Below are 24,695 nucleotides of genomic sequence, written 5' to 3'. Positions count from 1 at the left end.
TGACATTCCTGCTAAAGACGGGCAGAGTTTATATCGGGATTTGTAAAATGATATATCGGATTTTTACGATATAAGACAGAATTGATCTCCTGAGAGAGACCCGGCAGAGGTGCGGACATGGATGAGGATCTGATCCTGAAGGCCCTGGCGCATCCGGCGCGGCGGCAGATGCTGGCCTGGATGCGCACGCCGGAGCAACATTTCCCCGACCAGGCGCTGCCCCATGATCTGGGTATCTGCGCCGGGCAATTCGCGCGCTGCGGCCTCGCGCAATCTTCGGTCTCGGCACATCTTGCGGTGCTGACGGCGGCGGGGCTGATCGTGCGGGAGCGGATCGGACAATGGGTGTTCTATCGCCGGGACGAGGCGGTGATCGCCGCCTTCCGCAACGCCCTGGCCGCTCTCTGACCAGGGCCGGGCGAGGCCGAAGCCACGCGCCAGGATGTCTGGCGCACCGCCTCATGCCGGCTCAGCGCGGAAGACCGCCAGAGTTCCGGAGCGGTGGTATTGACGCTGGCCGAGACCCTGAGCCGGAAACCCGAGCTTTTGCCCGAAAGCAGGATATCATGCACTCTGACGGTGCTGCCTTTGAAGTTATCCGACGGCTTGGTCAGCTTATGGTCGTACAGCACTTCGGCCCTTATGATGTCAACGGCTTCGGGGTTGGGAAACTCCGTGTCGGTCTACCTGTTCAAACCCCGCCCGCCAGTACCGCCGGGCGGGATGGTGCCCAGAAGCTGCGCGGCACCGCCGCCTGCGCTATCCGCGTCGCCCGCCTCGGGGCCCGGCTCACTACTGAGCGTGCCATCCAACCGCGAGGAAAGACCGCTGCCGGCCGAACCCCGTTCCAGTACGGGGGGGAGCTGGCCGATGGCGCCGAGGATCGCCGTTGCCGGCGCGGCGCCCAGCAAGGGCCGGGGCACCCGCCGCCTGCTCCCGTCTAAGTCAAGCGCAACACGGCTGCGCGGGCCAGGTGTCCCACGACTGCCATCAGGCAGGACGACGGGCTGCAGCTCGGCCATTCTGTTTGTAATGTCCGTGTCGGCCAGGCCCCTGCATCCGGTGGCCTCAGCATGCCCAGAAGCAGGTTGCGGCGTCGCAGCCTCGGATCTTCCAGGGCGAGCTGCAATTCGCTCCCGCCGGGCCGTCGACCTCCATCACCTCATGCCAGACCGCGCGGTAATCGGTGCTCTGGGCGCAGCCGGCCCCGGCTCCGCGCCCGGGGCTCACGGTTCTGGTGCTGGCGTTCGATCCCGATCGAGAGATCCATCGCTTCATTGAAAAGTCGCCTGCGGGGGCAGAAAGCCATCCCGCGTCAGTCCGGCTGCACCGAGGCGACCACCGAAAAGCCCGGTGCCAGCAGTTCGGCCCGCGCCTGCCCAGGGTCAATCCTGATCCGGACCGGCACACGCTGTGCGATCTTGGTGAAATTGCCGGTGGCATTGGTGCCGGCGATCAGGCTGAATTCCGAGGCGGTGGCAGGCGAGAAACTCTCGATCACGCCGGTAAAGACCTGGCCATGCAGCGCATCGACGCTGAAGCGCACCTTCTGGCCGACGGCGAGACTGTTCAGGCTGCTCTCATTGAAATTCGCGATCAGCCAGAGATCCTGGCCGACATGCGAGACCAGCGCGGTGCCGGGCGAGACATATTGCCCGACCCGGACCGCGATTTGCCCCAGCTTTCCCGCAGCCGGCGCGCGAATCACGGTGTTCCCGAGGTCGATCCGGGTGAGTTCCACGGCGGCATTGGCATTGTCGATCTGGGCCTGGGCACTTGCGATCTGCACCTTCGCATTGGCGAGCTGTTCGCGCTGCACATCCATCGTGGCCTGAGCCTGGGTCTGGGCGGTCAGCGCCTTTTGCAGCGCAAGTTCGGTCTGTTCCAGCGCCGCCTCGGTCGCCACGCCGCGTTCGCGCAGCGATGTGGTGCGGCTGTTGTCGGACCGCGCGGTTTCCACGGCGAGATCGGCCGAGGCCAGCGCCGCCGCATCCGATTTCAGCACCGCCTCGGCCGAGCGCACATTCTGCACCGCGACCTCCATCGCAGCTTTTGCGCCGGCCAGCCCGGCTTCGGCCTGGGCAAGTTTCTGGCGGTAGATGCGGTCGTCAAGCACCGCGATCACATCGCCCTCGCGCACTTCCTGGAAATCCTGGACCTCCACTTTCGCGATATAGCCGGACAGCTGCGGGGAGATCGTGGTGACCCGACCGCGCAGATAGGCGTTTTCAGTGGTGGGGGCCGAGGGTGCGAAAGGCGGCAGATGCCAGGCGAAAAGCACCAGCAACAGCCCCGCGAGGCCAATCACCCCGGCGATAATGGTGGGCACAAAGAAGGAACGGCTCATGGCGTCAGCTCTGTTCTGAAGGGGGAGAGGAGATTTCGGGTTTTGCACCGAATGCGGCGTTCATCCTGGCCCAGATCCAGTCGCGCAGCACATGCAGGACCAGCGCCGCAAGCGCGGTCAGCGCGATGAGAAAGGTCAGGAAATAGGCATCATTATAGGCCATGACCCAGGCCTGGCGCCCGGCCTCGGTCATCAGCTGCGACAGGGTTTGCAGCCGGTCCGCCGCGAGATCCGGGTTTTGGGTGGCAAAAAGCGCGGTGCCCTGCGCCATCACGCTTTGCATCAGCGGGTCGCTGGCGGAGAGCTGTTCGGTCAGGGTGGCGAGGTGGAAGGTCTGGCGATGGGTGGTGAAGGTGGTGAAGATCCCCGATCCGATCACGCCGCCAAGGCTCTGGGTTGCAATGAAGACGATGATGAAGGACAGAAGATAATTCGGCCCCTTTTTCAGCGCGGCCATCAGCCCCATCACCATCGCGGGCGGCATGAACAGCATCGAGGCAAAGCCGATCAGGGCCTGGCTGATCAGGAATTGTTCGGGCCGGGTCAGGACCGTTGCCTGTGAATCGAGGAACGTCGCCGCCGCGATCAGCACCAGCGCCGCCGCATGAAACGCCGGCTCGCGGGTCTGTTTCATCCAGGCGACACAGGCGAGGCCGCCCATCATCGCGGCAATACAGATCACCAGAAACAGGCTTTCCATCTGCGAGGGCGCCACGCCCAGAACCTGGAACATCCGGGGCGCCCCGGTGCTTTGTTCCGACAGAACCAGCCGGAACAGCAAAAGCGTCAGCGTCAGATGCAGCATGGCCGGGGTCGCGAGCCAGCGGAAATCGACCAGCGGCGCGCGGCGCCCCAGCTCGATGATCACCGCGAGTGTCAGCGAGATCACCGCCCCCGCCAGCAGCCAGCCGATCCAGGGCGCATCGAACCACCAATGGATTGGCCCCATCACAAAACTGATGACAATAGCGGAAAAGCCGAAGGAAATCAGCGCGAAGCTGAGGAAATCCCCGGCTTCGATCACCTTCTCGCGCGGCTGTGGTTTCAGCGGCAGCACCCAGACCACCGCAAGCGACATCAGCGCAAGGCCAAGCGCCGCGAAATGCACGCCCGCCAGCCCGCCATCTCCGATCAGCGAGGGCGAGATGACGCGCGCCAGATTGGGCCCGATCAGGATCACCGCCATCACCGCCGGAAGTCCGTATTTCATCTTATCGGGCGGGCTGAGCGGCTCCAGCATGTAAAGGAAGGCAAGCGTCGAAAGCGGCGCCGCGGCGCAGCCTGACAGGAATTGCACCACCACCGCCGAGCGCAGATCCGAGATCCAGAGCGCTGAGAAAGCCACCACCGCAAAGACCACGATACTGACCTCGGCAAAGCGGCGCAGACCAAACTGGGTGCGCACTTTGATCAGCATCAGGGGCAGCGTCGCGCGCGGGATCATATAGGCCGCCATCAGCCAGCTGGCATCGGTGGTGCTGACACCCAGATCCCCGGCAATCTGCGGAATATTGGCGCTGACAAAGCCCTGGCCCAGGCCCTGCGCCAGACCGATCAGCACCGAGGCGCAAAAGAACGGCAAAGCCCGGGCGAGGCTCATTCCGGCGAATGCGGTCGGCGGTCCGGCCTGAGCCGATCCGGGCTGAGGGGCGGAGGTCACTTCTCACCGATCCTGGCAGTATTGACCGCCATACGTTGCAAGGCGCGGTCTGTGGCCGCCAGATCTTCGGGCGTGATGCCCTCGAACAGTTCGGCCCGCACCGCGCGCACGAAACGCGAGATCCCGGCAGAGCGGGCTTTGTCGGTCAGGAAAAGCGCCCGCTTGCGGGCATCGCCATCCATGCCGCGCCGCTCGATGAAACCAAGCTTTTCCAGCCCGTCGATCTGACGTTTCAGCGTGGGGGCCTCAATGCCCAGATCCTGGGCCAGTTCGGCCTGGGTGGCGCCTTCCATGTTGGAAAGCGAGGTCAGAACCCGGGTCCTGGCCAGCGTCAGCCCCAGCTCTTCGGCGCGCGCGTCGTAATTGCGGCGCAGCTCGCGCATCACATAGAGCAAGAGGTCGAGGGTCGGCGGCCGGGGTTCCATTTGCTTACCATGCTAACTTGTTAGTCAGGTAACTGATATGCCTCGCCCCGCTCCTGGTCAAGCCGGGGCCCCGCACCAAGGATGGCGCCCAATGCGCGCATTTGCACAAGGACGGCGGACCAGGCGCTGTCGGAGCTCTCTGTCCTGGCGACGCCTGCGTCGGGCGGGGCGGTGCCGCTCATCCGGGCGCGGCAGCTGGCAGCAAGGTGGCGCAGGTTCGCCTCCAGCCCGGCAGGGGGTGTGTTTCCGTTGCGCATCGCCACCAGCAGCGCATCGCCCAGCAGCAGTGCCGAGGCGCCCAGCCGGATCGCGTCATGCTCAACACGTTCCGCCTCGCGCCGCACCCGATTGGCCGCGATGCGCCCCCGCAGCGACCAGCGCGCCTCGTACCTGGCGCTGTCGATGCCGTTTTGCAGCGCGCCGATGGTTTCCTGAACGCGCGACAGATGGCTTTGCGCGATCTCGGCACGGCGCGGGGTTGTGTCCTGCAAGGCCTGAGCCGCGAGGTCGAGCCCGCCCGCGATCCGGGTCAGCAATTCGCTCATGGCGCGGTCGATCTGGCGCAAAGGGTCTGGCGTCAGCAGGACCTGGCTGAAGAAAAGCCCGACCCCCACACCGATGATCACATCCTGCATCCGGTGCCAGCCTGCGCTGTCCGCCCCCATTGCCAGCACCAGCACCGCCGAAACCCCGGCCTGGATCGGCACCACCGCCGGCAGCCCAAAGGACGCGCCGACCATCATCGAAAGCAGAATCGCCACGATCATGCGCAACAGTGACGTGGTCGGCCCCTCGATCCCCGAGACAGGCAATTGCAGCGCCGCCTCGCCCACGAGAATGCCGATGGTCACCCCCAGAATGATGCCGGTCGCCTGCCGCCCGTGATTGGGCAGGCCCGGCGCGAGGCAGACAATTGCGGTCACCATGGCAAAAACCGGATGGGTATGGCCGAACAGCCAGCTTGCCAGCAGCCAGGCAATCGCACCGGCGGTTGCGGCGGCCAGGGCATCACGCCCCGCTGCCATCATGCGCTGAAACTGCAGTGGCAATCGATCCATGGGGAGGGCTTTCTTCTGACAGCTATGGCAAGGCGAAACGGCGCGCAGGTCGCCCCGCGCGCCGGTCTTCAGATCACATGGACCACATCATATGCAGCAAAGCACCGAGATCACTCCAGCCGGTAGGCCAGAACCGAATCCCCCGGCGTGGTGCCAAGCGAGCCATGACCTCCGGCTGCGACGACGATATATTGCTTCCCGTCAGCACCGCGATAGGTCATCGGCGTGGCCTGGCCCCCTGCGGGAAGTCTGACCTTCCACAGCGTTTCGCCGGTCTGCATGTCATAGGCGCGCATGATGTCATCCAGCGCCGCCGCAGTGAAGGCGACACCGCCCGCAGTGGTCAGCGTGCCGCCATGCGCCAGCATCCCCATCTCGAAGGGGATCGGAAAGCTCACACCCATGAATTTCTGCCCGGCCACAGTACCGTTGCGATATTTCCAGGCGGTTTTGCCATTCGTCAGGTCAACGCCGACCCGCACACCCCAGGGCGGCGTGTTGCAGGGCACGCCCAGGCCCGAGCGAAAATGCTGGATCGAAACCGCATAGGGCCCGCCGAGGTTCTCATTCCCCGGTTTCGCCTCGCCCCCGGACATATCATCCTGGAACATCGGTTTCGTCAGATCGCCTTCGGGACGCGGATAGAGCTTATAGATATAGGGCAGATATTGCGGTGTGCCGATCAGCCATTTATTGACCGGATCCACCGCGACCGAACCCCAGTTAAAGACCCCGATATTGCCGGGCCAGACGATCGAGCCGGTGGTGGTCGGCGGTGTCCAGGAATTGCCGTCATAGCGGTTCGACACAAAGGTCGTGCGACACTGGATCTGATCGATGGGCGAGGCCCCCCACATATCCGCCTCACGCAAAGGCGCAGGCGCGAAGGTCAGCGAAGACATCGGCTGTACGGCAGAGAGTTTTTCGCCGGGAATATCGGTGTCAGTTGAGACCTGCACTTCGGATACCGGCAGGATCGGCGTGCCGTCACGGCGGTCGAGCACCCAGAGATTGCCGATTTTCGTCGGGATGATGATCGCAGGCGTATCCACCCCATCCTTCGGCAGGTTCAGAAGTACCGGCTGCGAGGGGTTATCGCGGTCCCAGAGGTCATGATAACTGGTCTGGAACTTCCATTTCAGCTGGCCGGTCTTCAGATCAAGCGCGGCAAGCGCATCGACAAAGGCCTCCTGTTCGGGCGTGCGCGCAATGCCGACCTGGTCGGGCGAGGCATTGCCGAAGGGGATATAGACCATCCCGAGCGTCTCATCGGCCGCGAATTGCGTCCAGGCGACGTTGGAATTCGGCACATAGGTCTCACCAGGGGCAAGAGGTGCGGTATCACCGGGCTTGCCCGCATCGAATTTCCACACGACCTTGCCGGTGCGCACATCATAGGCGCGGATCACGCCCGAGGGGTTGTTTTCATAGTAGTTATCGGCAATCGCCGAGCCGAGAATGATCAGATCCTTCGTCACCAACGGCGCCGAGGTCTGCTGATAGCTTGCCCGTTCGGTATCGGTCATGCTGTCCAGCAGGTTCACATAACCATTCTCGCCGAAAGTGCTGCAAAGCGCGCCGGTATCGGCGTTGACGGTGTAAAGCCGCGCGTCGACCGAAGAGGCCACGATGCGCTTCGGGCATTCCGCAACAGCCGCAGTGATCGCCGCCTGAGCCTCGGGCGTGTCTGTCGCGGGCGCGGTATAGCCAGTGGAATCGTTCCATGAGACGCCGCGACAGGTCTGGTGCTGATAGAAGGGGTCGCGCTTCATCATCGGGTCAAAAGACCATTTCACCGCGCCGGTCTCTGGCACCAGGGCCTGGATGATGTTATGTGGCGTGCAAAAGTACAAAAGCCCGTTCACTTTGATCGGGGTGGCCTCGAATGTGTATTCCTTGGAATCCTCGTCCGCCTTGCGCAGATCCCCGGTGTGATGTTCCCAGGCGAGTGTCAGCCCTTTCACATTCCCCGTGTCGATATCCCTCAGCGCAGAATAACGCTGGCCAAGATTGGTGCCGCCATAGGCCGTCCAGTCCTCTGCGGGATAGGCCACGCCCGATGGGTCGACGAGCCCGTCGCCGGTATTGGCCTGTTTTGTCAGCGCGCCCTTGATCTGCGCCGGGTCGATGAACCAGGAGACCAGCGCCAGCACGACGATCGCCGCCACCGTGCCGCCAAGCAGCGGATAGCCGGGGGCCGACAGGCCCGACTGCGCGCGGATCTCACGTGCGAAGACCGGGATGCAAAGGATCAGGCCGAAGACCACGAGCAGCGCCCCGCGCGGGATCCACTGCCATTTGTCGAAACCGACCTCGTATAGTGTCCAGAGGAAGGTGACGATCAGCGTTACGGCATAGACAGCCAGACCGCTCTGATGGCGCCGGATCAGCCCAATCCCCGCCAGGATCAGGCCAAGCGCCATGAAGATATAGAACCAGCTGCCTCCGGCAGCCGCCAGCCCGTATCCGAGCCACAGAACCCAAAGGCCGAAAAGTCCGCAGATGGCACCCATAATGATGGAAAACACGACATAACCCCCTGAATGATCCCAATCGAAGACAGACGTTTGGGGCCGGAGTGGCGGAGAATGTCGGTTTCAGTGGACAGCTCTGTTGCCGTGCCAGAGCAACCGTCGGGCTCCCGGACCTCGTAAATCTGTAACGCGGGCGCGGCTTTGGCGGTTCCCTGGGCCCGGAAGGATTCCTCGCTCAGACATCCTTGCCGGGCCGGCAGATACCGTCGCATGCAACAGGCGCACCATGATCGCGCCGCGTCGAAATCGTCCATGACCCATGCGGGCTCTGCCGCCATCCTGTTGCACGGCGGGTCGGATTTTGCTTCAGGACCCGCGCGCGCCGTCGGGTGTCAGAACCGGAACAATCGCCATAGTCAAAAGCCCGATCTGGGGAGGTTCGGTCACATGCGAACGCAGCGCAATGCCGTCGAACAGGTCCATCAGCAGGCGGACGACTGCAGTCATTCTCCGGCCGTCAAAGCGCTCATGTCACAAGATGCCGCGCGCCAGGTGCCCGATCTGCTCGTCGCTCCAGGTCAGCAAATCGGTGCGGTAATCATCGCTGGGCCGCGCGGTTGCAGCTCGACCGCCAGGGCGGCGCTTAGCCCCGAGCGATCTTACAGGGAGCTGATTTAGTCCGGCGCTGAGGAGATTGTTCTTTGCTGTTCGAGGAGGCCGGTTTGTTCATCTGGTTTGGCTGGCGTTTTTGGCCTGCTCGCAACGCCATTTTCTGTTCAAGCTGCGATTAGCTTCGACTGTCTGGCCAGATTTCCTGCGGCAGGCGTCATGATGAAGCTGGCAACGAGCGCGTTCGATGCCTCGAAAGGCGGTTTGGGCGGCGCCTCCGACGATTTTGGCCCAGCCGAAAGCCTCTTCGATCCGTTTTGCGGTGCCGGAAAGACATGGTGTAACCCTTGTGACGGGTTGTGCGCCCATCAATGGCAGAACAGCGCGACTTCCGCGCGATATGCGGGGTGACACAGGCCCGGCGCGGTCGGTAACGAACTCTGCCGCATCATAGCCCTTGTCCGCGCCAGGCGTCAGCCGCCGGGTCCGGCCCGGCGAATGGCGGTGGTCGTGCCATGGTGCCGCCACTGGTTCGAGGCCCATGGCGAAGGGTTGATCGCGGCCTGCCGCGCGTCCGGATCCGTCGTGGAGGCGTGAGTTGCATTCGGACGCGTCTCACCTCTGAAGTCGACTTCGGCCTTGCGGGGGCTGGATTTGGCGCGGGGCATCGGGTCGGGCTCGGTTGCGGCGGGGGGTCATTGGCGGCAGTGTCAAAGTCGGGTGGATCGCCGGGATCATCATTGCCTTGCGGGCCTTCGACCTTTGGCCCGAAGCTCTTCATCGACGCCGTTCGCCACCGGGCCCGAACCGGTGGCGCCTTCGATAGCTCACCCTTGACCCGCGTGCCATCGACCGGGAAGTGGTCATCAGACGGAAGCGGCTTCACTTCGCGATGGGCAAGAACGGCTGCCATGACCTTGCGCGACATCTCGGTGTTCAACAGGCGGTCACGGTTCTTCGTGAACACAGTCGGCACCCAGACCGGGTCATCAATTCCAGGCCCCAAAAACCAGTGGAACAGCAGATTATACTGCATCTGTTCCATCAACTGCCGCCCAGACCGGATCGCGAACAGGATCTGGATCAGGCCCGCCCGGATCAGCCGCTCCGACACAATCGAGGGGCGGTCGAAGTCAACCTAAACGGCGTCGAAATCCATGATCATGCTCGACAGGGCATCATTCACGACCTGCCGGATCTTGCGCAGCGGGTGATGCGGCGGGATCCGTTTCTTCAGATCAACATAGCTGAACAGTGAACCGCTCGCCTCGTCCGTGCCACGCATCGTGATCCCCTCTCGCAGTGCAAAGAGGGGAAACATGCTCCAGAGGCGGCGTCGGGACGCGACTAAATCAGAAGCCTGCTCAATATCCCCGAAAACTGTCGAAGGAACGGGGAGTGGCTCATTTGTCGTAGTGGGTCACCAGCATCAGGCTCTCACTCCGCCATTTGCCAACATGACAGAGCTCGGCTGCAGACTCATTAACATTAGAGCCAGAAGAGGACGGTTGCGGCGAGTGCGATGGCCAAGAGAAAGACGATGGGGCACCTGTCGCAACCCGCCGCCAATCCTTGAGCCTGCCGAACATGATCTCAATGCGCTTTCGGCGCTTATAGCGGCGTTTGTCGCGCCAGATGGCTTTCTTCCTGCCCTTCCGGCCGGGGATGCATGCCTTTATCCCCTTGTCTTTTAACGCATCTCTGAACCAATCGGCATCATAGCCCTGGTCGGCCAGCATCCACTCTGCCTGCGGCTGGCTGCGCAGCATGGCGGCAGCACCGATGTAATCGCTGACGGGCCCTGCGGTGACGAACATGCGGATCGGGCGGCCCGGAGCATCGGCGACGGCATGAAGTTTTGTATTCATGCCGCCTTTCGTGCGCCCGATCAGCCTGCCACGCCCCCCTTTTTCACCAGCAGGCTGGAGGCCGTGCGATGGGCTTTCAGATACTTGCGCAGGCTCACTCGAACGCATGGCGTTCGCCTGCTCACCTCGATCATGATCGTCTTCTCGTCAGCAGCCTCGGCAGCCAGGCCGGTCATGATACGGGTGAACACACCTATCCGGCTCCAGCGCTTCCATCGGTTGCAGAGGGCCTATGGCCGGCCGTATTCACGGGGCGCGTCACACCAGCGCAAGCCATTGCAATTGATGGAGATTATGCCGCTCAGCACACGACGATCATCGACGCGCGGCTTGCCATGGCTCTTGGGAAAGAAGGGTTCAGGCCGCGCCATCTGCGCGTCTGTCAGCCAGAATAGATTGCTCATCAGAAAGGCCTACCGGCACCTCCTGAATCACCGAACAAAGCCATAATCAATGGGTCCTGACCATAGCGCGGGTTCACATTGACCATGTCAATCTTCGCTTCTGCCAGCGTCTTTTCCATGAATCGATGGTATGGGCCGGCCGGCTCAAAGACGACGCGCAACGCATCTTCCCGGATGAGCCGGCGGGCGCTGTTGCGAAAATCAGCTGATGACCGGGCTATCCTCCCCGTTTTAACCGGGCGCATAAGTAGACTTCATGCAGCCATGTTCAGTTTCAGGGCGGGTGTAATGCCGCCGATGAACGCCTGTAACCGCGGGGCCGAAGAGGCGAACGCAGCCGTCGGCCTGGATGTGGCCGGCAAAAAGCGCTCGCTCGAGTTCATCGCTTCAGACGATCCGTTGAATCCTGCCAATGCGGCGTGCATCCCTGACCGCCTGATCCCAAGAACAAGGTCGATCTTTTGGCCGCGCCGTGGTCGACGCCGATCATCTTGCGCTTGCGCCGGTTCTCAGCCGCTGTCAGTTTCCGCTGGTCGGCAATACTGCGGCCTCGGTGCGGCTGCGCTAGGACGCGCCCGGCCAGATCTGGTTCCCCACAGCCGTCATCCCCGACAAGCCGGGGTGGAACTGGCAAAGCTGATGGCATCCGAAGCGATCACCCCGCCGCGATCATGGCAAATGTCTCGCCCCTGTCGCAGTCGAAGGCCGCATCGCCGGATACGGAGATCGCGCTGAGTTGCCTGGCGGATGCTTTTCTCTTCACAGGCCAGGCGAAAGAGCTGGGGTGACAGCACATTTCGCCCTGGCTCTGGTCGTGTCGATCATCGACGCCTCTCAAAAGGCGATGGGGACAGCTGCGGATACTGTCGTCGCCGCTGGCCATTGTTTGCCCAAACAGGACGCCTCGCGGAAGGCGAAGATCTTTTTTCGACGCCTGTTGCGCGAGATTTGGCGAGGCGCCTGATGCGCTCGACAGGGCGCGCGCTTGTTGGTCGTTGGGAATTCCTCGAACAGGTGGTGGCTGTGGCAGGTTTTGACCGCGTGGCGCTGCGCTAGGAAACCGCTGCGGCCACCTTCGACACGATCAACGGGCCGGTGACGTTCGAGAGGGTCGAGAACAGTCTGACGCCGGCAACCTTCCTGCACATTCAGGACGCCTCCCTCGAGCTGCTCTGGCCGCAAGAGATCCGGACACCGGACTCCTGCCCGAAAACCGCCTGGTAAGGCAGATCCCCGGCTCAGTGCACCGACATTCACCGGCAGTTCACGGGCGGCCCTGACCGCTGCCCGTTCTTCTCAGATCCGAATCGGGGGCCGATGGCAGCTCACCTGTTTTTTGCCGCGCTCTGTTCGGGTGCGCTCCATGCGCGTGTCGCTTCGGCGCAGAATTTCGTTTACGGCATGTTGCGGTTTTTGAACATCGACCATGGCGATCTCGCGATGATCGGCGCCTATCTGGCCCTTGTCGCCTTTTTCCACTCTCGGACTGGCGCCGCCGGTTTTGATGTTCCCTGCCGCAAGTCCGTGCGCCGCTATGGGCCAAGCGCTTTATGCCGGGTTTTTCAGACGACTGTTTGCGACACCAAAGCCGCGCAGCCTGAGGGCCAATTCGCTGATCCTGTTCTATGTGGTCCCGGTGATCTTGCAAAACGTGATGGCGCCCGGCTTCATCCTGAGCGCACGCGGCTTGAGGTATGGTGCCGGGATACGGAGACCGGGAAAGCCGGTCTCCGCTTCATCTGGCTGATCAGGTTATCCGCACGATGCTGGCGCGGATTTCTTCGGGTTCGAACACTTTTTTCCAGTCGTCGCGCATCAGCATCGGACGCCCGAATTCAATGGCCTTCTCGCAGGCCTCCGAAAACTTGCCGGGGATCTCGTCGAACATCACAGCGGTCAGCACGCTCATATGGCCGAGCAGGAATTCGCGGGCGCAGTCGCGGTCGATGCCACGCCGGATAACCTCTTCCATCGCTTCGCGAAGCACGGTGACGAGCGAGGCGCAGACGGTTTCGGTCAGCCCGGGCTCCAGATAGGCCATATGTTCCACGGTCACGCGGTGACTGCGGGCAACCGGGGCAAAGATCGCGCGGGCAACCGCGTCGCCTAGCGCATATTGCGCCTCGCTGCCCTGCATCAGCGCGTTGACGATGCCCTGGGGCGCCGCAACGCCGCCAAAGAAATCGCGCCGGCCGGCCTCACTGTCCTCATTGCGGAAGAGGCCCGGATGGCAGGGATGGGTGACAAAATAGGCGATATCGTCGCGCGGCGGCAGGTGGCCGGCATGAGGTGCTGCGGGATCGAGACAGATGACGACCGTGCCACTGGCGAGCTTTGGCACGATAAGGCTTGCGACCTTGCCGATCACGGCATCGGGCACCGCCAGCACCACGACATCAGCACCGATGATCGCTTCATCCGGCGCGACACAGGTGACCGCGAAGTCTTCCTTCAGGCGCTGCTGGCCCTCGGGTGACAGCTCGACATGGGCCACATCGAAATCGGTCTTTTGCAAATTGCGGGTCAGGCGGGTGCCCATTTTTCCGCCCGCGCCGAACAAGGCTATTCTGGTCATGGTGATGTCCCCAGCGGGTTCGCGGCAACAGCGGACCGGCCTGCGGAAGCAGGGGGTTGCCGTTGCGATATGAGAAGGGGCGGGCGCGCCCTCTCACGCGCCCGCAAGGATCGGTCTCAGCCGTGGCTGATGGTCACGGTCTTGATATGGGTGAAGCCGTTCAGCGCCTCGAAGCCCTTTTCGCGGCCATGGCCGGATTTTCCGACACCGCCAAAGGGAAGCTCGATCCCGCCGCCTGCACCGTAATTATTGATGAAGACCTGGCCGGAATGGATCTTTTGCGCCATGCGCAGCTGACGCGAGCCGTCCTGGGTCCAGATCCCGGTTACGAGGCCATAATCGGTGCCATTGGCGATGGCGATGGCTTCGGCCTCATCCTCGAAGGGGATCAGAACCTGCACCGGCCCGAAAATCTCCTGCTGGGCCAGGGCGTGGTCGGGCGAGACTTCCGAAAAGAGCGTCGGCAGGATGTAATTGCCGCCCGCCGGTGCGTCCGCATGCAGCTTACCCTGGGCTGCGGTGGTCAGTTCGGCGCGACCCCGGTCAATAAAGCCCTGGACGATCTGATGCTGTTTCTTCGAGACGACAGGGCCGAGATTGTGGCTTTCAATCGCCGGACCGACCGTCAGACCCTCATAGATCGCGATCATGCGGGCCTTGACCTCGTCATAGATGCCCTTCTGCACCAGCACGCGCGAAGCCGCCGAACAGGTCTGGCCGGCATTTTGCATACAGGCGCCGACCAGAACCGGCATCGCTTTTTCCAGATCGACATCGTCGAACACGATATGCGGCGATTTACCACCCAGCTCGAGCGTCACCGGCACGACATTCTTCGCCGCCGCTTCCTGGATGCGCACGCCCGTCCCGACCGAGCCGGTGAAGGAGACATGGTTGATGCCAGGATGTGACGAAAGATGCGCGCCTACGTCATGGCCATAGCCGGTGACCACGTTGATCACGCCTGCCGGAACGCCGGCCTCTGCCGCGATGGCGGCAACCGCCAGGGACGAAAGCGAGGCATCTTCTGCCGGCTTCAGCACAACCGTATTCCCGGCCGCGAGCGCCGCACCGACACCACGCCCGAGGATCTGCATCGGGTAATTCCACGGGATGATGATGCCGCAAACGCCATGCGGTTCACGCAAAGTGTAGACGGTGAAGCCTTCCTGATAGGGGATCGTGGTGCCCATCAGCTTGTCGGCGGCACCGGCGTAGAATTCGAGATAGCGGGCGAGCGCGATGGAATCATTGCGCGACTGGTTCAGCGGTTTGCCGACATCCAGCGTCTCGATCATTGCGAGCTCTTCGGCGCGTTCCAGCACCAGCGCGGACATTTTCATCAGGATCCGGCCGCGCTGCGTCGCGGTCAGCTTGCCCCATTCGCCATTCAGCGCGCCGCGCGCGGCGGCGACGGCGACATCGACCTCGGCCAGGGTGCCGCGTCCGATCTGCCCGATCACTTCGCCGGTCGAAGGGTTCTCGACCGGGATCGTCTCAGCGCCCGCGGGCGTGACCCATGCGCCGTTTACGAACAGTTTCGTGGAATCGATCCACATCAGGTGATCAAGTGCCATGATTTTCCTCCATATCTGACAAGAGGCGGCAACGCGCCTCGTAGGTATCTGATTTCAGATGGGTTTCAGCTTTCGATAAAGAACGGTTCGACCCGGTCTTTCGAATGGCCAAGGTGGCGCGCCATGGTTTCCCTTGCGGCTGCGGCGTCCTTGTTTCTGAGAGCCTCCAGCAAGTCCATATGTTCGCTGACTGCGCTTGTGGTGATCGTCGCGTGATAGCGCAGGCGGAACAGATTCGAATGGATATAGAGCCGCGCCAGCGCCTCGGCGGCGACCTGGTTGCCGGCGATCCGGGCGATCCGGGCGTGGAAGGCATTGTCGCGCTCGGCAAAACTGCCGAAATTATCGGGCCGGCTTTCGGCAGCGATGTGGCGCATCTCGGCGCAAAGCGCTTCGAGGGCGGCGATGTCTTCGGCGGTTGCCTTCTCTGCCGCCAGCGCCGCCAGTTCGGGCTCGATCATGCGGCGAAAGGCATAGACATCGCGAAAATGGCTGCCCTCGGGCAGGGGGGCGGCGGAAAAGCCGGAATTGAATTTCTGCTGCACAAGCCCTTCGGATTCCAGCCGGATCAGCGCCGCCCGGATCGGCGTTTGCGACACGCCGAAATGACGCGCCAGCGCATCGACCGAGAGCCTTTCCCCCGGCGGAATCCGAAGCGAGATCAGATCGCCCAGCAAGGCATCGTAGATCTCATCCCGAGCGGTTGCGACACATGCTTCTCGCGCGGGTGCTGCGCCGCAGAAGATAATTGTGGGCCAAGCGTCTTCCCTGACATTTTCCGTCTCCTCCCCGTCCGTAATCTCTTGACCCTTCCGCATCGGATGTCTAGCTTAAAATCGTATCGTATCGGATTTTCCGGTCCATACGTTGATATCATGACAAGGGTGGCGCGCGTTTCTGGAGGGAGTCCCGCCATCCCAGGGAGGATAAAATGTCGTTTAATTTCCGCGCTCTGGCGCTTTCTGCCGTTTCGGCTTGCGCCATGTTGGCTGGGACCGCGCTTGAAGCCCGCACCCTGAATATCGCGATGACCCCGCCGGAAGAATCGCATTACGGGGCGGCTGCCAAGGCATTCAAGGAAAAGATTGAAGAGCTTTCGGGCGGTGATCTCACTGTCGAGATCAAAGCCAATGGCGTGCTTGGCGGCGAGCGCGAGATCCTCGAGGGGATGCAGATCGGGTCCATTGAAATGGGTGTCACCTCGACCGGTCCGGTCGGTGGTTTCGTGCCCTCGACCTATGTTCTCGACCTGCCGTTCCTGTTCAAAGATTACGCCAATGCGCGCGCCATCCTTGACGGCCCGATTGGCCAGGACCTGCTCGATGATTTCGAACCGATCGGGATCATGGCGCTTGGCTGGGCCGAAAATGGCTTCCGCTATGTCACCAATTCGAAAAAGCCGATCAAGACCCCGGAAGACATGAAGGACATGAAGATCCGTACGATGGAAAATGACATCCATCTGGGATCTTTCACCGCGCTTGGGGCCGCACCGCTGCCGATGTCCTGGAACGAGGTCATCACGGCGCTGCAACAGGGCACCATCGACGGCCAGGAAACGCCGATGTCGATCTTCATCGCGAACCGCATCTGGGAAGTGCAGAAATACGCGACCCTGACCGGCCATTTCTATTCGCCCTCGCTGATCATGATGTCGAAAGTCCATTGGGACCAGCTGACCGAAGAAGAGCAGGGCTGGGTGCGTGAAGCGGCCGCCGCCGGTGTTGCCGCCAATCGCGCCTATGTCGAAAACGACGAAAAGCGCGGCCTTGAAATGCTGCGTGCCAATGGCATGGAAGTGATCGAAACCGTCGACCAGGAAGCTTTCGCCGAGGCGGTTTCCGCAGTCTATGACGTCTTTACCTCGACCTATGGCAGCGAGACGCTCGAGAAAATCCGCGCCGCACAGCAGTGATCTGAGCCCGTCGCGCCCCCGCCTGAACAGGCCCTGCTGAAGGGCTCGCGCCGGGGCGCGACCCCACTCTCCCACAACAACATATGGAGGAGGAGCGATGCGCAGGCTTGTGCACGCCGGAGAGAGGTTTGTCTCTCTTACACATAATATCGCGGCTGCATTGCTTGCCGTATCCGCAATTCTGGTCTTCCTGCAGGTGGTGTCGCGTTTCGGTGGCGGGCATTCGCTGGCCTGGACCGAAATTCTGGCGCGCGGCACGGTGATCTGGATGGTCTTCATGGCCGCCTGTGCCGGGTTCCGCCTCAATGCAATGATTCCGCTGGAATTCATTCGCGACGTGGTCCCGGCGCCGATCAAATCGCTGGTGCTCTGGACGGTCTTTGTGCTGACGCTCGTCTTTCTGTTCGTGATGTCCTGGTACGGGATCCAGATGGCGATGCGGGTTGCGAACCAGAAGATCGCCATGCTCGGCGTCTCGATGGCCTGGTTCTATTCGGCAATCCCTGTTGGCTGCATCTGCGCGCTGCCGGGCGTGCTCCTTGGCCATTTCCGCCCGGTCGCGGATGAAAGGTTGCCCGAATGAATATCGCTCTCGTATCCGCGCTGATCGTTCTTTTCGCGCTTTCGGTGCCGGTGGCGGTTGCCATCGCGCTTTCCGCCATTTTCGGCATCACCATGTTCAGCAATCTGCCGCTGATGGTGGTGCCGCAGAAGATGTTCAACGCGCTGGACAGCTTTCCGCTGCTGGCGATCCCCTTCTTCATCCTTGCCGGCAATCTGATGAGCCATGGCGGCGTGTCGCGCCGGCTGGTTGATTTCGCGAAATCTATGGTTGGCGGTGTGCAAGGCGGGCTTGCCGCGTCTTGCGTGCTGACCTGCATGATCTTCTCCTCGATCTCGGGCTCTTCTGTCGCAACCACTTTCGCCGTGGGGGCGATCCTGATCCCGGCCATGGTAAAACACGGCTATCCGACCCCGGTCGCCGGCACGATCCAGGCGGCCTCGGCAGAGCTTGGGGTGATCCTGCCACCTTCGATCCCCATGATCCTTTACGCGGTTTCAACCGAAACCTCGGTCACCCAGATCTTCATCGCCGGCATTGGCCCTGGCATCCTGATCGCCGTTGCGCTGATCGTGATGACGCAGATCTGGTGCCGCGTGAAAGGCTATGGCAAGAATGACGGCAATGACCGCCAGCCCTTCCTGAAATCCGCCGCAAGCGCCTTCTGGTCGCTGATGATGCCGGTGGTGATTGTGGGCGGCATCTATGGCGGGATCTTCACGCCGACCGAAGCCGCGGCCGTCGCCGTCTTCCTCGCGCTTGTGATCGGGCTGTTCATCTATCGCGAGCTGAGCTTCTCTGACCTGCCGAAAATCTTCCGCCAGTCAGTGGTCTCGACCGGCGCGGTCATGCTGATCATCGCGGCGGCGGGGTTGTTCTCGTTCCTCGTCTCGATGTCGGGTCTGCCGAAAATGGTTGGCGCCTGGGCCTCGGATAGTTTCGAGAGCTGGATCACCTTCCTGCTCTTTGTGAACCTGCTGCTGTTTGTCATCGGCATGTTTGTCGAGACCTCGGCGGCGATCCTGGTGCTGGCGCCGATCCTTGCGCCGATTGCCATCGCTTATGGCGTCGACCCGGTGCATTTCGGCATGATCATGATTGTGAACCTTGCCATGGGGATGATCACGCCGCCGCTTGGGGTGAACCTCTTCGCTGCCGCATCGGTTGCGAAGATCCCCGTGCAGCGGATGTTCAAACCGCTGATCTGGCCGGTGTCGGCGATCATTCTGTCGCTGATGCTCATCACCTATGTGCCACAGATATCGCTGTTCCTCCGCGATCTCTCTCTGGCGCAATAGGTAACCCAGGCGGCGACCGGCGCTCCCCCGGTTGCCGCCGCTCCCAGATACGAAGGCTGACCCCATGATCCCTGTCGAGGAAATCCGATCTGTCGCGATCCGCGCGCTGACCAAAGGCGGTCTTTCGCCCGAGCACGCCGCAATCCAGCTGGAGCTGTTGCTTGATGCCGAAATGCGTGGCGTGCCCTCGCATGGTCTTTTGCGGCTGCCCCGCGTGATCGAGCGTGTCGCGAATGGCGTGACCAATCCGGCGACCCGCGGCGCGCAGTCCTGGCGCGGCCAGGCGCTTCTGGATGTTGATGGCGAACAGGGGCTCGGCCCGGTTGTCGCCCTGGCCGCGCTAGAGACCGCGACCGCAAGGGCGGCTGAAACCGGCTCCTGTGTGGTGGCGATCCGCAATTGCGACCATCTCGGCATGCTCGCCTTCTATGCCGAAAGGCTGGCACGTGACGGCAAGGTGCTGCTCGGCATGACCGTGTCCGAGGCGCTGGTTCACCCCTACGGCGGGCGGCATGCGATGATCGGCACCAATCCCATCACCATCGGCGTGCCGGCAGAGCCGCTGCCTTTTGTCTTCGACATGGCCACAAGCCTTGTCTCGATGGGCAAGATCCATGACCACGCCCATCGCGGCGCCCCGATCCCCGAAGGCTGGGCGCTGGACGGCGAAGGCAACCCGACCACCGACCCGAATGCGGCCAAACTCGGCGCGATTGCCCCCTTTGGCGGCGCGAAAGGCTATGGCCTTGGGCTGGCGTTTGAGGTGCTGGTATCGGCGCTGACCGGATCGGCCATCGGCACCGCCGTGAAAGGCACGCTTGATTCCACCGAGCCCTGCAACAAGGGCGATCTTTTCGTGGTGATGGAGCCTGCCTCGGGCTTCATGCCGCTGGTCTCGGGCTTTCTGGAAGAGCTGCGCCATTCGGCGCCGGCCGACCCGGCACAGCCCGTCCGCATCCCCGGCGACCGTGCCACCGTCACCCGTGACCGCGCGGGCCACGACGGGCTGACCGTCGCCACCGAAGTCTGGCAGCGCATTCAGGCGCTTTCATAAGCAGTCAATACCGGCCCTGCCGACAGGGCAAAAAGGAGTAAAGTCATGCGGTTCGATTATGGTGTCACCCGCGCCCCGCAGCGCCTTGTTTTCGGCCCCGGCCAGCGTGCGGCTCTGGGCCGGCTGGCCCGCGACCTTGGCACCCGCGCGCTGATCTGCACCGATGAACGCCTGGGCGGGCTGCCGCTCCTGGGTGAGCTGGTGGCCGACTTGCAGGCCAATGGCGTCACGGTCGAGGTCTTCGCGGAAACCCAGCCCGAACTGCCGCTGGATGGCATCACCACCTGCGCCGAACGCTACAGGGATTTCGCCCCGGATATGGTGATCGGCTTTGGCGGTGGCAGCTGCCTTGATCTCGCGAAACTTGTGAGCCTGCTGCTGACCTTTCCCGGCCCGCTGTCTGCCTATTACGGTGAGTTCAGGATCCCCGGCCCGGTGCGCCCGATCATTGCGATCCCGACAACCGCCGGCACCGGATCCGAGGCCACCCCTGTCGCCGTTCTGGCCGATCCGGAGCGGGTGATGAAGGTGGGGATCTCGTCCCCCGAACTGATCCCCCATACCTCGATCTGCGACCCGGAACTGACCGTGACCTGCCCGAAGGGCCTGACCGCGATCTCCGGCGCCGATGCGCTGGCGCATGCGATTGAGGGCTTTGCCGCCGTCAGCCGCGCGGCGACGCCGGATCTGGCTGTCACCCGCGTTTTCGTCGGCAAGAACACGCTTTCCGATGTCTATGCGCTGCGCGCGATCAGGCTGATCTTTGATCACCTGGAAACCGCCGTGAACCAGCCGGAGAATATCGAAGCGCGTTCGGCCGTGATGCTCGGCTCGACCCTTGCCGGGCTGGCATTCGGCTCGGCCGGCACCGCTGCCGCCCATGCGATCCAATATCCGATCGGCGCGGAAACCCATACCGCGCATGGGCTTGGGGTCGGCGTGCTGCTGCCCTTCACCATGCGTTTCAACGCGTCGGTGGCGGCGGGCGACTATGCTGAAATCGCGCGCGAGATCGGCGTGGCGACGGCTGCGGATGAGGATGCCAAAGCCTCTGACGCGCTGATCGCGGCTTTGTCTGCGCTGTTCGCCCGTATCGGCATGCCCGCCACCATAGACAAGATCGGTGTGACGGAGGCCAGCCTCGATTCCATCGCGACGCTGTCGATGAACGCGGCCCGCCTTGTGGAAAACAACCCCCGCCCGCTGTCGCCGCAGGCGATCCGTGAAATTCTCGACACTGCCATGGCGTCCGCCTGAGACCCTGAGGACCGTAAGATGACCCAAGAAAATACCTGGCCGACCGACCTTTTTATCGGCGGCAAATGGCGCGAAGGCGCCCGCCCGACCCGGATCGACGTCACGAACCCCTCTGACGGCTCGGTAGTTGGCTCGGTCGCCAATGCCGCGCCCGAAGATGCCATCGCCGCCGTTGACGCGGCCGCAGCTGCTGCTGCCGGCTGGGCCGCCACCCCCGCCCGCCAGCGCGGCGAGATCCTCAGGAAATGCTGGGAGCTTATGGTGCGCGACGGCGAAGCGCTCGCGCGTCTCATCTCGCTGGAAAACGGCAAAGCGCTGAAAGATGCGCGTGGCGAAGTGGCCTATGCCGCTGAATTCTTCCGCTGGTTCGCGGAAGAGGCCGTGCGCGGTCATGGCGATCTGGGGGTGGCGCCTTCCGGTGCGAACCGGATTCTTGTGCAATATCAGCCGATTGGTGTCTCGCTTCTGATCACGCCCTGGAACTTCCCCGCCGCTATGGCGACCCGCAAGATTGCGCCTGCCTTGGCCGCTGGCTGTACCTGCGTGCTGAAACCTGCGACCGAAACGCCGCTGACCGCCTATGCCGTCGCCGCGATCCTCGCCGAGGCTGGCGTGCCGGATGGGGTGGTCAATGTGCTGACCACCTCAACCACCGGCCAGGTCGTGAACGCGATGCTGGATGATCCGCGCGTGCGCAAACTGTCCTTCACCGGCTCGACCGAAGTGGGCCGGGTGCTTTTGCGCAAGGCCGCCGATCAGGTGATCCACTCCTCGATGGAGCTCGGTGGCAATGCGCCTTTCGTCGTCTTCGATGATGCCGATCTGGATGCGGCCATTGAGGGCGCCATGATTGCCAAGATGCGCAATGGCGGCGAGGCCTGCACGGCGGCGAACCGCATCTATGTACAGCGCGGTGTGGTCGAAGAGTTTACCCGCCGGCTGACCGAACGCATGGCGGCCTTGCGGGTTGGCCCGGGTGCCGAGGAAACCACCGATCTTGGCCCGCTGGTAAATGCGGCTGCGGTGAAAAAGGTCGGCGAACTGGTCGATGACGCGGTGGCCAAAGGTGCGCGCGTAACCACCGGCGGCAAGGCGATTGAAGGCGAGGGCTATTTCTACCCGGCCACCGTTCTGGCTGACGTGCCCGATTCCGCCGATCTCGCCCGCGAAGAAATCTTCGGCCCGGTTGCGCCAATCTACACCTTCGACACCGAAGAAGAAGCCATCCGCCGCGCCAATGACACTGAATATGGCCTGGTGGCCTATGTCTACACGCAAGATCTGGCGCGTGGTCTGCGGGTGTCAGAAAAGCTGGAAGCCGGGATGCTGGCGCTGAACCGCGGTCTGGTCTCCGACCCGGCGGCCCCGTTTGGCGGCGTCAAGCAAAGCGGGCTGGGCCGCGAAGGCGCGCATCACGGGATGCTCGAATTCATGGAAGCCAAATATATCGCGACCAACTGGTAAGCGACGGGGATCTGCAACATGACCAATTACACGATTGCGACCATTGCCGGTGACGGTATCGGCCCCGAGATCACTGACGCCACGATCAGGGTGCTGAAGGCGGCGGTTGGTGAAAACCTGCTGGACTTCCAGATGTTTGACGGCGGTGCCGGTCACTACGTCAAGACGGGCGATGTGCTGCCCGACGACACCTATGCCGCCTGCCGGTCCGCTGATGCGATCCTGCACGGTGCTGCCGGTCTGCCGGGCGTCGTCTATCCGGACGGGACGGAAGTCGGCAATGACCTGCACCTGCGACTGCGGTTCCGGCTCGACCTTTATGCCAATGTGCGCCCCGTGAAACTGCTGCCGGGCGTGCTGTCACCGCTGCGCGCCTTTGACGGCGGCGGGATTGATTACGTCATCATCCGCGAGAATACCGAAGGGCTTTATGCCAGCCGGGGCGCGGGTGTGGTCTTGCGCGATGAATTTGCCTCGGACAGCCTGGTGATCACCCGCAAGGGCACAGAGCGGGTGGCCAAATTCGCCTTTGATCTGGCGAAAAAGCGCAATGGCGCGCCGCGTGACGGCAAGTCGCGGGTCACGGTCTGCGACAAGGCGAATATCCTGCGCAGCTATGCCTTCTTCCGCAAGATCTGCGACGAGGTGCATCAGGGCTACCCCGATATCGGAATCGACTATGCCTATGCCGATGCGATCACCGTTCATATGGTGAAGCGCCCCGATTTCTATGACGTGATCGTGGCCGAGAATATGTTCGGCGACATCATCTCGGATCTGGGTGCCGCGACCGTGGGCGGCATGGGGATCTCGCCCTCGGGTGAAATCGGCGATGATTACGCGCTCTTCCAGGGCGCGCATGGCTCGGCCCCGGATATTGCCGGGCAGAATATCGCAAGCCCGGTGGCGAGCGTGCTGTCGGCGGTGATGATGCTGCGCTGGCTGGGCGACCGCAAAGGTGATGCGCGTCTGACCGAGGCGGGTGACCGTATCGAAAGCGCCGTTGGCCGCGTGCTGGCGGCGGGCGAAACTGTCCCGAGCGATCTGGGCGGCCATGCGAAATGCACTGAAATGGCAGATGCGATCTGCCGCGCTCTGGCCTGAGGAGGGGTCTCATGGGCAATCTCAAAGCTGGAATTATCGGTGTTGGCCTGATGGGGCATGGCATCGCGAAAAACGTGGTTTCCAAGGGCTGGGCGCTTGGGTTCCTCGACCATCCGGGCAACCAGGACTGTAGCGATCTTCTCGGCTTTGGCGCGGCGAAATTCGCTGACAAGCATGATCTGGCGGCGGCGTCCGAGGTGATCATCCTCTGCGTTTCCGGGACGCCTCAGGTCGAAGACGTGCTTCTGGGCGAGAACGGCATCCTGAAAACGGTGAAAAAGGGCACGGTCATCATCGACTGCTCGACCGCGATCCCGAGCTCGACCGAGGCGATTGCGAAACAGGCCGAGGCCGCCGGCGCGCTCTTCATGGATGCCCCAATGACCCGCACCCCGCTCGAGGCCGAAGCCGGGCGCCTTAACCTGCTGGTCGGCGCGGATCCGGAGCTTTTCGCACGGATCCGCCCGCTGCTGGAGACATTCGCCGAGAACATCTTCCATGCGGGCGGGCCGGGGGCGGGCCACAAGCTGAAACTGCTGCACAATTTCTGCTCGCTGGGCATGGTGACGCTGATCGGCGAAGCGGCGGCCTGTGCCGAACGCGGCGGTATTTCGCCGGAGATCTTTACCGAAGTTCTGGCGAAAGGCGGCGGTTATGGCGCAGCATTCGACCGGGTCAGCCCCTTCCTGTTGGAGGGCGACAATTCGAAGATGAAGTTCTTCATCTCGAATGCCCATAAGGATCTGAGCTATTATGTCCAGATGGCCGAAGACGTCTCTGCCGGTCACCAGACGGCAAGCGGTGTTTATGGCGCGCTGCAAAGCCTGACGGATGGCGGCTTTGGCCAGGGTTTCCTGTCCGAAACCGCCCGCTATTTCGGCGAAGTGGCATCAAAAGGCTGAGCCACCCGAAACTCCGCTGATCTTCCGGCCTTCAGGCTCCTTATCGGGCGGAAGGTCGGGGGCCCAAACCTCTGGCTGTCTTCGGGCCCCTGTCGCACGGCATTGGTCACCCGGGCCCGATCCAGCTACAGGGCATCCGATC

At 62.7% G+C, this 24,695-nt stretch carries 20 protein-coding genes and 2 pseudogenes; 9 read left to right on the top strand and 13 right to left on the bottom strand.

Annotated features, from left to right (window positions below):
• The first annotated feature begins 117 nt into the window (after nt 1-117).
• Nucleotides 118-408 carry a metalloregulator ArsR/SmtB family transcription factor gene (locus tag QNO18_RS22835; RefSeq protein WP_283179771.1) on the top strand — a complete coding sequence of 97 codons (291 nt, stop codon included), beginning with the start codon at nt 118-120 and terminating at the stop codon, nt 406-408.
• Nucleotides 409-1,315: 907 nt separating this feature from the next.
• On the opposite strand, the gene QNO18_RS22830 is transcribed toward QNO18_RS22835, so the two are convergent.
• From QNO18_RS22830 to QNO18_RS22770, 13 genes and pseudogenes are all read right to left on the bottom strand, one after another.
• The gene (locus tag QNO18_RS22830) at nt 1,316-2,347 is read right to left on the bottom strand and encodes an HlyD family secretion protein (protein ID WP_283179770.1); all 1,032 of its coding nucleotides are present in this window, start codon (nt 2,345-2,347) and stop codon (nt 1,316-1,318) included.
• Between the two features lie 4 nt (nt 2,348-2,351).
• Nucleotides 2,352-4,007 carry an MFS transporter gene (locus QNO18_RS22825; protein WP_349293937.1) on the bottom strand — a complete coding sequence of 552 codons (1,656 nt, stop codon included), beginning with the start codon at nt 4,005-4,007 and terminating at the stop codon, nt 2,352-2,354.
• A complete protein-coding gene (locus QNO18_RS22820; protein ID WP_092903293.1) occupies nt 4,004-4,432 on the bottom strand; it encodes a MarR family transcriptional regulator in 429 nt (142 codons plus the stop codon). The genes QNO18_RS22825 and QNO18_RS22820 overlap by 4 nt, the downstream gene beginning before the upstream one ends.
• Before the next feature lie 20 nt (nt 4,433-4,452).
• Nucleotides 4,453-5,490 (bottom strand): FUSC family protein, encoded by a 1,038-nt coding sequence (locus QNO18_RS22815; RefSeq protein ID WP_283179769.1) that lies wholly within the window; start codon nt 5,488-5,490, stop codon nt 4,453-4,455.
• 110 nt (nt 5,491-5,600) lie between these two features.
• Nucleotides 5,601-8,018: a membrane-bound PQQ-dependent dehydrogenase, glucose/quinate/shikimate family gene (locus QNO18_RS22810; RefSeq protein ID WP_283179768.1), complete on the bottom strand. Its 2,418-nt coding sequence runs from the start codon at nt 8,016-8,018 to the stop codon at nt 5,601-5,603.
• 312 nt (nt 8,019-8,330) lie between these two features.
• Nucleotides 8,331-8,471 (bottom strand): hypothetical protein, encoded by a 141-nt coding sequence (locus tag QNO18_RS22805; protein ID WP_283179767.1) that lies wholly within the window; start codon nt 8,469-8,471, stop codon nt 8,331-8,333.
• 269 nt (nt 8,472-8,740) lie between these two features.
• A pseudogene (locus QNO18_RS22800) lies at nt 8,741-9,858 on the bottom strand (transposase).
• 203 nt (nt 9,859-10,061) lie between these two features.
• Nucleotides 10,062-10,845: pseudogene (locus QNO18_RS22795) on the bottom strand (IS5 family transposase).
• A complete protein-coding gene (locus tag QNO18_RS22790) occupies nt 10,845-11,090 on the bottom strand; it encodes a hypothetical protein (RefSeq protein ID WP_283179766.1) in 246 nt (81 codons plus the stop codon). Before QNO18_RS22790 ends, QNO18_RS22795 begins: the two are co-directional and overlap by 1 nt.
• A gap of 1,051 nt (nt 11,091-12,141) precedes the next feature.
• Nucleotides 12,142-12,324: a hypothetical protein gene (locus QNO18_RS22785; protein WP_283179765.1), complete on the bottom strand. Its 183-nt coding sequence runs from the start codon at nt 12,322-12,324 to the stop codon at nt 12,142-12,144.
• Nucleotides 12,325-12,592: 268 nt separating this feature from the next.
• The gene (locus tag QNO18_RS22780; RefSeq protein WP_283179764.1) at nt 12,593-13,420 is read right to left on the bottom strand and encodes a phosphogluconate dehydrogenase C-terminal domain-containing protein; all 828 of its coding nucleotides are present in this window, start codon (nt 13,418-13,420) and stop codon (nt 12,593-12,595) included.
• 116 nt (nt 13,421-13,536) lie between these two features.
• Nucleotides 13,537-14,997: an aldehyde dehydrogenase family protein gene (locus QNO18_RS22775; RefSeq protein WP_283179763.1), complete on the bottom strand. Its 1,461-nt coding sequence runs from the start codon at nt 14,995-14,997 to the stop codon at nt 13,537-13,539.
• 65 nt (nt 14,998-15,062) lie between these two features.
• The gene (locus tag QNO18_RS22770) at nt 15,063-15,815 is read right to left on the bottom strand and encodes a GntR family transcriptional regulator (protein WP_283179762.1); all 753 of its coding nucleotides are present in this window, start codon (nt 15,813-15,815) and stop codon (nt 15,063-15,065) included.
• Between the two features lie 113 nt (nt 15,816-15,928).
• On the opposite strand from QNO18_RS22770, the gene QNO18_RS22765 reads away from it, so the two are divergent.
• From QNO18_RS22765 to QNO18_RS22730, 8 genes are all read left to right on the top strand, one after another.
• Nucleotides 15,929-16,912, top strand: coding sequence for a TRAP transporter substrate-binding protein (locus tag QNO18_RS22765; protein ID WP_283179761.1), 984 nt, complete (start codon nt 15,929-15,931; stop codon nt 16,910-16,912).
• A gap of 97 nt (nt 16,913-17,009) precedes the next feature.
• A complete protein-coding gene (locus tag QNO18_RS22760) occupies nt 17,010-17,495 on the top strand; it encodes a TRAP transporter small permease (RefSeq protein WP_283179760.1) in 486 nt (161 codons plus the stop codon).
• Nucleotides 17,492-18,772, top strand: a complete 1,281-nt coding sequence (locus tag QNO18_RS22755; protein ID WP_283179759.1) for a TRAP transporter large permease — start codon at nt 17,492-17,494, stop codon at nt 18,770-18,772. The genes QNO18_RS22760 and QNO18_RS22755 overlap by 4 nt, the downstream gene beginning before the upstream one ends.
• A 64-nt stretch (nt 18,773-18,836) precedes the next feature.
• Complete coding sequence (locus QNO18_RS22750) at nt 18,837-19,826, top strand: Ldh family oxidoreductase (RefSeq protein WP_283179758.1); 990 nt, start codon at nt 18,837-18,839, stop codon at nt 19,824-19,826.
• A gap of 45 nt (nt 19,827-19,871) precedes the next feature.
• A complete protein-coding gene (locus QNO18_RS22745) occupies nt 19,872-21,083 on the top strand; it encodes an iron-containing alcohol dehydrogenase (RefSeq protein WP_283179757.1) in 1,212 nt (403 codons plus the stop codon).
• Nucleotides 21,084-21,101: 18 nt separating this feature from the next.
• Nucleotides 21,102-22,547, top strand: coding sequence for an NAD-dependent succinate-semialdehyde dehydrogenase (locus QNO18_RS22740; protein ID WP_283179756.1), 1,446 nt, complete (start codon nt 21,102-21,104; stop codon nt 22,545-22,547).
• Between the two features lie 18 nt (nt 22,548-22,565).
• The gene (locus QNO18_RS22735; RefSeq protein ID WP_283179755.1) at nt 22,566-23,651 is read left to right on the top strand and encodes an isocitrate/isopropylmalate dehydrogenase family protein; all 1,086 of its coding nucleotides are present in this window, start codon (nt 22,566-22,568) and stop codon (nt 23,649-23,651) included.
• An 11-nt stretch (nt 23,652-23,662) separates the two neighbouring features.
• A complete protein-coding gene (locus QNO18_RS22730; RefSeq protein WP_283179754.1) occupies nt 23,663-24,553 on the top strand; it encodes an NAD(P)-dependent oxidoreductase in 891 nt (296 codons plus the stop codon).
• The last annotated feature ends 142 nt before the right edge of the window (nt 24,554-24,695 follow it).

This window comes from Gemmobacter sp. 24YEA27, from assembly GCF_030052995.1.
Taxonomy (GTDB): Bacteria; Pseudomonadota; Alphaproteobacteria; order Rhodobacterales; family Rhodobacteraceae; genus Pseudogemmobacter.
This window is presented reverse-complemented; position numbering and strand designations above follow the sequence as displayed.